The organism is Paenibacillus sp. Lou8.1 (genome assembly GCF_024213565.1).
GTDB lineage: Bacteria > Bacillota > Bacilli > Paenibacillales > Paenibacillaceae > Paenibacillus > Paenibacillus polymyxa_B.
The window spans coordinates 1-11071 of record NZ_JANAVN010000026.1; the positions used below are offsets into that span (position 1 = coordinate 1).

Sequence of the window (11071 nt, forward strand, 5' to 3'; positions counted from 1 at the left end):
CATGCTACTGGTAAATAATACCTCGTAGGTAATCCTTTGAATTTTTGAAGTCCATCTAACTATTACATCACAGCCTAATCTTACGGCCGGATACATAATATATCATTTAAGTTTGCTGAATACTACATGTAAATTATACCGATTTATTCGTTCTTTTAGCTCCAGCCCATCTCACGTCTCGTTCATGATTTGAAGAATAAATCCCTGGGTATCAAACCAGCTATAAGCTGTTTATACTTCTTTCACCGAAAGAGCGAAGAAAATTCGCTGTGTATATATTTTTTAAAGGCTCAGCCATCTTGTATCTCCTTTGGTGTCCAAATGTAACGATAGTTTTACCTTTGTCTATGATAAAGCCTTATCATGGCGAGGCCAGACATACTAAAAATGCCAGGTTCTATGATGAGAACCTGGCACTGACATGCATGGCTTATGAATTGTGGGAAGGGGCAACTCTTCCAATCTCTCCAGAAGGAATCTGATACTGGCGGATATCCTTAAACAGAAACATAATCAATCCGCATAGTACAGTAATCAGTCCACTGAAAAAAAGAACCTCACTCAGAGAAAACCGTAAAGCTAGCGCCCCTCCAATCAAGGCCCCTAATGGCAGAGCCGCATTCGACAAGGTGTTTAAAAAGGCTGTAACACGTCCCAGTAACGGCAGCGGTGTAATAATTTGAATCAAAGACGTTTGCAGCACATTGATGATGCCAGTAAAAATGCCTAATAACAGAGCTGCCAGCAGCTTCATCCACATCTCGGGCACCAGGGAAAAGACATAGATTGCCAATCCCATGGCTACCCAGGAAACCGCGATGGTAATGCCGTTCTTTTTCAATACACTGACCAGAAAGGAACCGATGAAAATACCGATAAAGTAGGCTACATACAGCAAGCTGTAATAGATCGGCGAGCCATAGGATACTGCGATAGAAGGCATGGCAATGACCAAGATCGCCATCGAAAAGTTTGTCAGCGCAAAGAACGGAAGCATAATTCTCAGGAAGGTGTGCCGTTTTACAAAAAGATACCCTTCTTTCAATTCGTTCAGATAGTACACGATCTTTAGCGAACTCCTTCCGTTCGTGTCTTCCACCGGAGGAGCATCAATTTGCTTGTTGAGCCTGACATATACAAAGCCTGCCAGAAACAGCATCGCGCCGGCTAGAAAAAAAGTATTTTTCATCCCCATTGCGATGATGAGCGAGGCTCCAGCCAGATATCCGACAATATTAATAACCTGATCCGTCGACGAAATCATGGAATTCGCCCGGACAATCAAATCCGGCGAGCCTATCAATTGCGGCAGCATTTTACTATTGGCCGGATAAAACAGTGTTGAGAAGCAAGATGCAATGAATACAATAACAAGGATAGCGACCAGATTGACCATCCCGTCCTGAATGAGAAGCGGGACGGCCAAAATGAGCACAGCCTGCGTAAACAAGGCGATGCTGGCTAACAAAGGCGGTGAATAACGGTCCACCACAGGACCCACGAGAAAGCTGAAAATCGACGCCGCAGATACGGCCGTATACGTGAAGCTGGTCGTCGCCACCGACTGTGTCGATTGCTGAACAAAATACAGCAGGACGATAGAATAAATGCTGTCTGCGATATTGGCAAGAGTACGAGATGCAAAAAATCGGATAAAACGGCTATCCTTAAACAATGGATTCACATCTTCATCTCCTTACTGCAAAATGGTCAAAGCATTCAAGAGCCTGTCACTAGCAGTCTGGAAGATTTGATGGATATACTGGTCGTTCTCATGATATGGAATGGTAAGTGAGATTTTCAGAATATCCCCTACATGCTCTGACTCAAAGAAAATAACCTTGTTAACATTGGCCTGTGTGCCTTCGGTATGCAGATTGTCGAGCAATTCTGCATCCTCTCGTCCCTCACCCAAATAGTTGAATACGATAGGCAGCTGTTCAAGTCCTTTTATCAAAATGCTGCTGGATATCGGGTAAGCTTTCTCCATTTCAGCATTGAAGATCAGATTGAAAAAGTTCAAATGATAGCGTGAAGCAAAGTCCAGGTGGGTATGGATACTCTTTTCATAGGATTCAGTGTCATCTTCCTGCAGCACAACGGGTATATGATCAATACACTCGCCTACGGTTCCAAAATAGTTTCGGTCGCCATATTGTCTTCCATAATTAGTAATCCAAAGCGGAACATCAGAGAGTTGGAAATAGCTGCTGAAAAAACGTACAGCCATTTGAAGCGAAATATCCCACATATTCGCAGCGCCGTGCTGCTCTGAAATGTCGCTTAAATTCAGCTCCCAACGATATCTGGTAGTGTCCGCATAATTGCGTTCTTCGGTCAGCACGTGGATACGATCATTATTCTCACCAAACGTCTGGAGTTTGAATTGCTCGCTGATTTCCTGATCCCCGATTCCTTGAGGGCCTTGGCGGATATGGTTTACATATTCCCGGTATTGCACCTCTTCTGTCGCATGTGCCGTCTGCTGCGGACGATGATATTCATCAAGGAGTTGTCTGCGCAGGATGTCACTGCTCGTAGCATCAAAAATGATGTGCGAGCAAGGAAACAATAGCAGATGTTCCCGCAAATTTAAGCGAATCAGGACGATCCGGTACTGCAGCGACTGTGTAAGTTCATAAGGTTCTAAAAATAGCTTAGAGGCAATGGAAGAAAGAAGCCTGCGTTGTGCTTGTACCGGCTGACCGGAGAGATCAACAGTCGGTAAAAAAAGATGCTCTGGAGCTGGACGCAACTCCCATTCCCATGCTCCGGACGATTGAACAAGTACGCTTCTTAGCAATTCATGGCGTTGAAGAAGCCGCTGAATCGTTACAGTCAAACGCTCGGTGTTCAAGTAGCTCTCTAACTGCACAGCCATACCCGAGCCTGTAAAATGTTGCAAATGGTAATGCTGAGCTGGTGCAAGCGGATAGCGTCCAATAGCATTCAGACTTAGTATATTGGTATTCCAGTCTGTATTTAACTTAGCAATGCTGGCAAGCCATACATCGGCCTGTTGTTTAAGCAAGGTTTCTTGTTCTTCGTTTGTCGGTATAGCTCCGAGAATTCTATCTGGTTCGTCGGTTCCCCAGCGAACGATATAATGCGGGTGCAGGTCTGGATGGATATAAGATTGGATAAATTCAGAGATTGCCTGAACTTGTTCTACACAAAAAGGTTCTACTTGCAGGAACACATAGTTTTGCTTATCGGTGGATACGGACTGAAGCAAGACCTGGACACCCAATGCTTCTGTAATAGCCCGCTCAACCTCCTGAGCTTTGGCAATGAGCGTATCTGTGTTCACTCCGCCCTCTTCACCACGTTGTAAAAGATCGGACAAGCTTCTTATCGTCTGATATTGAAGCAATTGATGTATATCCAGCGGAATGTTCGATTCCTGTACTTTCGATACCAGTTGAATGGCCTTCAGTGAATGACCTCCAAGCTCGAAAAAGCCGTCGTCAATGCCGACCTTTTCAACGCCAAGCACCGCTTGCCATAGGTTCGCCAACTGTTGTTCCACTTCATTTCTTGGAGCAACGTATTCCATATCGGAACCGCTGCTCATTTCTGGCTCAGGCAATGCTTGGCGGTCGATTTTACCGTTCGTTGTCAGGGGAAACGCCGGCAGGAACACATACTGGGCAGGAATCATATAATCCGGCAACTGGCCAGTCAAATGGGTCTTCATATCACTCTTGGATAGCGGTACGTCGGTTGAGATATAAGCACAGAGCGTTTTTTGACCATCCTTCGTGGTTTTTACCGCTACGTGCGCCTCCCGAACTGCATCATGTTTCATGAGCTGGGTTTCAATTTCGCCGGGTTCAATACGATATCCGCGGATTTTAACCTGCTGGTCTATCCGTCCGAGATACTCCAGATTGCCGTCCGGTAGCCATCTGCCCAAATCACCTGTCCGATATATTTTTTCGCCCGGAATGAATGGATTAGGGACAAAATTTAGCTGGGTCAGATCATCCCTGTTTAGATAGCCGCGCGCCAGACCATCCCCACCAACACAAATTTCCCCTTGAGCACCAATAGGCAGCAGCCTGCTTGAAGAGTCCAAAATATAAACAGTTGAATTGCAGATTGGGCGACCAATAGGAATGCGGTTATATTCCTTATCAATCGGGAAATAAGTAGAGAATGTTGTGTTTTCTGTGGGGCCATAGACGTTGATAACGTTCACTCCCGGAGAATGTGCTCTAACCGTATTAATGATCCCAGGTAAAAGCACATCCCCGCCCACCAGCAAGTGCTTTAGCGAAGCAAAGAGATCTGGTTTATGCTGTGTGAGTTGGTTAAACAAGGGCGATGTCAGCCACATCGTTGTAATATGATATCGATCCAGCGCTTCACCAAGCTGAACAGCATCCAAGATTACGGATTCCGGTACAATGTACAAACGCAATCCGTTCAGCAATGCTCCCCAAATTTCAAAGGTACAGGCATCGAACACGAGCGCCCCGGTCAGCAAAATGCGTTCGTTCTCGGCAAATGGTACGTAATTGGTGTTCTTCACCAGCCGTATGACATTCCGATGTTCAATCATGACACCTTTGGGACGTCCAGTTGAGCCAGATGTATACATGACATAGGCCAGATCGTCTGCCGTTGTCGATTCGGAAAAAATGAAGTCGTCGGAGTCGTAGGAGCTGATGTCGGCCAGATCCAGAACAGTACCGGAAAAATCGAAAGTGTTCATCTGTTTACCCTTGTCAGATAGGGTTAGCAGAATTTCGCTACCGCTATCCTGAAGCATAAACATAATCCGTTCCTGTGGATAAGAAGGCTCCAGTGGCAAGTAGGCTCCACCCGCCTTCAAAATACCAAGAATACCGATAATCATTTCTGGTGAACGTTCAGTCAAAATGCCTACGATGGTATCCGGCGTAACACCCAGTTTCCGCAGCTTCGAGGCCAGTTGATTAGCTTTTATATTTAATTCGCGGTAAGTTAGCTCACGATTTTCAAATACAATAGCTACTGCATCCGGTGTTTTCTCTGCCTGTATTTCAAAGCCGTGATGTATGGTGTGGTCCGATGGATACGGTCTCCGTGTATCATTAAAATCAAACAAGAGCTGCTGTTTTTCCTCCGCTGTCAAAAGATCAATCTCCGAAACCCGGATATTTGGGTTTTGAATAACTTGCTCCATCATTTGGATGAGGTGAGCAGCCAATTGTTTGATCGCATTTTTGTTATACGTCAACGCGTTATAGCTAAATTTGATTTCCAGCTCTCGGCCAGGCATGACGATTACATTCAAATCATAATTGGTCTGTTCAATATCCTCTATTTCACCAACACGGAGGGCTTTAGGATTTTTTTCCAGGCCCGTAAGTTCTTCCGAAACGGGAAAGTTTTCAAAGGCGACAATATGCTGGATCAGGTTTTGTTTTAGTACACTATGGGCTTGAATATCGGCCAAGGAAAAATAGGAATACCGATTGGACTCCATCAAGGAATCCTGTATAGACGTAAGCAAGTCGGAAAACCGCAGTTCAGCGGAGCTTTTAACACGTACAGGTAGGGTATTAATGAATAATCCGACCATATTTTCAATACCGGGGATTTCATCAGGTCTGCCCGATACGACAGACCCGAAAATGACGTCCTTACTGTTGTTGTACGTTTGTAGTAATAAGCCCCAAACGGTTTGAAATAAGGTGCTGACGGTGACACGGTTTTGCTTGGCGATTTTTTCCATGCCTTGGGTCAGCTGCTCTCCCCATGTGCATATGAGTTGCTCTACCTGAAATGAAGGATCGACGGATCGAGTATAGCCGGGCACGACAGTTTCATTTTCAAAATCAGTCACATATTGTTTCCAGTATGCTGCTGCTTCCTCTTTATTTTGTCTTTCCAACCACTGAATAAAGCTGCTAAATGGATGGACAGGCTCTAATTTTAAAGGAGTATCGTCCCGAAGTGATGTGTAAATATCAAAAAAATCTTTGGCTACCGCCCTCAGGCACCAGCCGTCCATAATAATATGATGAGAGATCCAGATGAGCTTTGAGGTGTCCTCATCCCACTGTACAAGCGCTAACCGGATGAGAACCTCCTTTTCCAGATCAAAACCTCTCTGCCGCTCTTCCTGTAAAATGGCTTGAAGTCGTCTGTGCTTTTCCGCATCCGGTAAACTACGCACATCTTCGGTATGGACAGGAGCAGCTAATCGTTCCTTCAGTACAACCTGAAGCGGACGATCCGCCTCCTTATACATGAATACCGTACGGAAAATATCATATCGGTCAATCAGCTTTTGTAAGCTTCGGCTGATTAGGTTGGTATCCATAGCTTCATGAATGGTAATAATCGTTTGTTCGAAATAAGCCTCTGACTTTTCATCAAGTATGGAATGAAATAGCATTCCCTCCTGCATCGGGGATAGCGGATAGAGGTCTTTAATTTTCACTTGCTGGTTTAACAGCTTATTTGACAAGCGATTTGCAATATTTTCGAACTGGTCCAGAGACAATTGCCCATATGTAAAATCCGTCGGGCTTTGTTCTGCTGTATCCTTGGCACAGCAATGGCGAATAAGTTCGATCAGATGAGTCTTAAAGCTGGCTGTAAGTCGCTCCACCGTCGATGCTTCATATTCACGTCCGTTGTATTCGAATACAATGCGGAGTCTTTCGTCAGTCACCGCACCATGAATATCAAAGCTGGACGCTTTTTCAGTCAGAGGGTTGATTTCAGTACCAGCAAACGTGGATAGTGGCGAGGTACGCCATGTCGTACCTTCTCTGGCTTCTCCGTCAAAGCTAAAGCTGATCTCAGGTGGCTTGGCAGAAAAAAGAGCTGCCCTATCCTGCTGCTCCCTGTCGGTCAAGTAGCGTAAAATGCCATAGCCGACACCCTTGTTGGGTACACGTCGCAAATTGTCCTTAACCAGCTTGATTTGATGGGCCAAATCTTCGGGCTTGCTCACATTTACCACAAACGGATACACGGACGTAAACCTGCCAACTGTACGGGATACGTCAATGTCTTTAATCAATTCCATCCTGCTATGACTTTCCACCTGAACTGCAATTTCAGCATGTCCGCTCCATTCCCGGTAAGCCAGTCCTAGCGCCGTCAGTAAAATATCATTTGTTTCTGTATTGTAAGCATGGTGCGCGTGTTTCAGCAGGTTTTCGGTTTCTTCCCGGCTGAGTGTCACTGCGGATCTGCGCCCGTCACGGATCAGGCTATCTGGAACCTCATGATCTTTTGGCAGCGAAAGTATTTCACGAGCTTCTACCGTATTCCAATAGCTGATTTCCTGACGCGCCAGTTCGCTTTGTGCATACTTGGACAGACGTGCTGCCCATTCTTTGTAGGAATCGGTCTTGGCGGGTAACTGCAGCTTTTCACCGTTAGCTAACTGTTGGTAGGTTGTTTCCAAGTCTTCCAGCAGGATTCTCCACGACACACTGTCTATGACAAGATGATGAATGACGATTAACAAATGATCGGATTCCTGTAGCCGGATTAAAGCCAAACACACAAGCGGGCCGTTACGCAAATCAAAACGGCTTTGTAACGCGTCAGTGAGCTGCGCGATTTCTTCCTCAGGCTGGTCAGCATATATTAAATCGTAGCTTTCCAATGTAAAGTGTTCACCTTCGGCTGTGCCTCTGTTATAGGCGACAGGTTTTTTTTCACGTTCATCAAAGGTAATGCGCAAGGCATCATGGTGCGTGGTCAGCTTGTCCACGGCGCTTCGCAGCCAGGTTTCGTTCCATCTTTCGGGGTTCTGGAGCATGACAGCCTGACTGTAATGATGACGTTCTGTTCGATGATGCTCAAAAAATTCCCATTGGATCGGTGTCAACTCCACTGTACCTTGTACCGCCCCCTGCGGGATGGTCCGAATTATTTTTTTTATATAAGGAGCAATCAAATCAATCTGCGGATGGCGGAACAAATCCTTCATGTCCATTTTGAGGCCCTTCGCGTTCAATCGGGCTGCGATTTGCAACGCTTTGATCGAATCGCCACCAAGCTCGAAAAAGTTGTTGCGCAGACCAATCGGCTTAACACCAATGACTTCCTCCCAGATGGAAGCGAGTGTTTGCTCCAGTTCGCTCTGCGGCGCTTCATACTCGACGTCGGTCAACACAAAATCTTCGGGTTCTGGAAGCGCACGTCGATCAATTTTACCGTTATGGGTCAAAGGCAATTGATCCAGCACGATAATATGTGCGGGCACCATATAGCTTGGCAACTGCTTGGCAAGCTCTGTCCGCAAGAAGGATTTGTCGGTTGTACCTGCTACGTAGGCGCACAAATACTTTTGTCCGGTTTTATCCGTTCTATCCGTGACCACCGCTTGGCGTACCTCATCCAATTGGAGTAAGGCCGACTCAATTTCACCAGGTTCGATCCGGTAGCCACGAATTTTCACCTGAAAGTCAATCCGACCGATGAAATCAATGTTGCCATCCGGCAGCCAGCGTGCCAGATCTCCGGTGCGGTACAGACGCTCTCCCTTTACAAAAGGATTCGGTACAAATTTCTCCGCCGTCAGGTCAGGACGGTTCAAATAACCGCGGGCCACAGAAGCGCCGCCCAAGCACAACTCCCCGGCTACGCCGACAGGGAGCGGACGCAAAGCCTCATCCACAATATATACTTTATGATTCGGCAGTGCCTTTCCAATCGGGACGATACCTGATGGAGGCAGACGTTCAGCTGCTTCTTCATAAAAGCTTGAATCAATTGCCACTTCGGTTACACCGTAGGTATTCATGATGCGCATCGTATCACCGAAGCGATTCAAAAGTGTCCGATAGTTATCAACGCCAAAGCTGTCCGCGCCTGTAGTAAGCAGCTTCATGGCACTGACATCTGTACCGTGTTCATATACATAGTCCATAAGCAGCGTCAACAAGGCTGGCGGAACTTCAAACGTCGTAATTTCGTGCTGTTCGAGAAACTGCGCCAAAGCTGGAGGATCGTTGCGCACATCCTGTGGGCAAATGACCATGGTGCCTCCGTTCACGAATGTCTTGGCCAGATCACCGGCAAAGACATCGAACGACATACTGGCAATCTGAAGGAGCTTGACGGGAAACTCTTTTAACTGGTGAGCTTCTCTATAGCCGAACGCCGTATTTACGTAATGGCGATGCTCGATCATCACGCCTTTGGCGTTGCCCGTCGTTCCCGATGTATAAATGACGTAGGCCAAAGCCTCGGGATCATGAATAGGTGCGTAGATAGGCGCTTGTTGATGGGAATGCTCCGCTTGTGAAGCCTGTTGAAGTAACGCTGGCAAGTCCAGCACTTCCCCCGCAAAATCCACATCGGCCAATAGTTCAGTCAAGGAAGACTGCGTGAGCATAATCGTAGCTCCGCTGTCCTGAAGCATGTAAGCAATTCTTTCTTTCGGGTAGGTCGGATCGACAGGTACGTAGGCAGCTCCCGCCTTCATAATCCCTAACACAGCGATAATCATGTCTGCTGAACGATCAAGCATCACGGCGACGAGATGCTCACGCTTGCCCCCACGGTTTTGCAGTGCTTGAGCAAGCAGATTGGCCTTCTCATTCAGCTCATGATAGGTCAGTGCGGTGTCTTCGTAGATGACGGCGGTCTGTTCCGGGATACGTTCTGTCTGGGCTTCAAATATTCCATGGAACGTTTCAGCAGGATAGTCGGCAATCGGCCCGCTCCATATATTGGTGAGTTCCGCCTCTTCTGTAGCGGTCAGCAGACGAATGTTCCGCAGCAGGAGTTCTGGTGTACGTGCAATTTGGACGAGTACATGCTCCAAATGCCCAGCTAACCGTGTCATCGCTTCATCGCTATAGACATAGTTGTTGTAGGACAGCATAAAGCTCAACGCTTTTCCGTCCTCCACTTCGATGTTGAAGTGATAAGGTGTTTCTTCGGACAGCTGAGCGTCCTCCACGACGAATCCAAGTCGTTCCTTCAGATCAGGCCGGCCAACCATATCCTGCAGCGGGTAGTTTTCAAATACAACAAAATGATCCATGAGTTGCTGCTTGAGCGCTGACTGGGACTGTATTTCAGCGAGTGAAAAATAGTCATATGCCCGTGATTGAACCGCGCTGCGCTGCACTTCACGAAGCAGACCTGAGAATGGCAGATCTGCATCCCATTTGATTCGTACCGGTATGGTGTTAATGAAAAGTCCCAACATCTGTTCAACACCTTCAAGCTCCGGCGGTCGACCGGAAACAACGGTGCCGAAGACGACGTCTTCACTTTGGTTGTATCCTCCAAGCACCACTCCCCATGCAGCCAGAAACAGACTGCTAAGGGTTGTTCCGTTGCGTTCAGCCACCGTCCGCAATTGACGGGTTGTTTCATCCGTGAGTGTTATTTTATGCTCATGCAGCAAGTACCCGGTATCTGGCTGGAGCGGATGGGCTACAGGCAGGGTTGGCAGCACAGCTGGCTGATCATAGTCGTTCAGGATGGACCGCCAGTATTCCTTCGCCGCCTCCTTATCCTGCTTATCCAGCCAGCGGGCATAGCCAGTATAGGGCTGCGGTGTTGGCAGTTGTACGGGCTTCCCCGCTTTCAGTGCTTCATAAGCCGCGAACAGCTCGTCCATAACGATGCCGAGGCACCAGCCGTCCATAATAATATGATGAAAGCTTAAAAGCAGCGTATATGCGTTCGTTTGGGTTTGAAGCACAGCCAGACGAATGAGCAAATCCTTGCTCAGATTGTAACGATGGTTTCGGTCTGCGTCTGCGTAGCTGCGAATGGCCTCTGCTTGCTCTGCCTCGGGAATATTCGTCAGATTCTCGTAACGAAGCGTTGGATTTCGCTCCTTAAACACGATGAGCCGCGAACGGGAAGCACTTTTATGATAAATATTCGAACGAAGCGTTTCGTGACGCTGCACCAGAGTCTCGAAGCTCTTTTGCAGAGCCTCCAGGTTCAGTTCACCCCGGATGGTCATTCGTACTTGCTCATAGTACGCCTGTGATTCCGGCTCCATGACTGTATGAAAGAGCATCCCCTCCTGCAAAGGCGTTAAATTGGCCACTTTTTCGATTTCAAGCCTTTTACTCATCGGATTTCCCCC

Annotated in this window: 2 protein-coding genes; both read right to left on the reverse strand. The window is 47.1% G+C overall.

Going from position 1 to position 11071, the window contains the following annotated elements:
* Window positions 1-430: 430 nt before the first annotated feature.
* A complete protein-coding gene (locus tag NLX78_RS25845) occupies window positions 431-1684 on the reverse strand; it encodes an MFS transporter (protein WP_254351869.1) in 1254 nt (417 codons plus the stop codon).
* Between the two features lie 12 nt (window positions 1685-1696).
* The gene (locus tag NLX78_RS25850; protein WP_254351870.1) at window positions 1697-11059 is read right to left on the reverse strand and encodes a non-ribosomal peptide synthetase; all 9363 of its coding nucleotides are present in this window, start codon (window positions 11057-11059) and stop codon (window positions 1697-1699) included.
* Window positions 11060-11071: the final 12 nt, after the last annotated feature.

Excerpts from the sequence above, each read along its gene's own strand:
- NLX78_RS25850 (WP_254351870.1), bottom strand. The coding sequence starts at position 11,059 with ATGAGTAAAAGGCTTGAAATCGAAAAAGTGGCCAATTTAACGCCTTTG.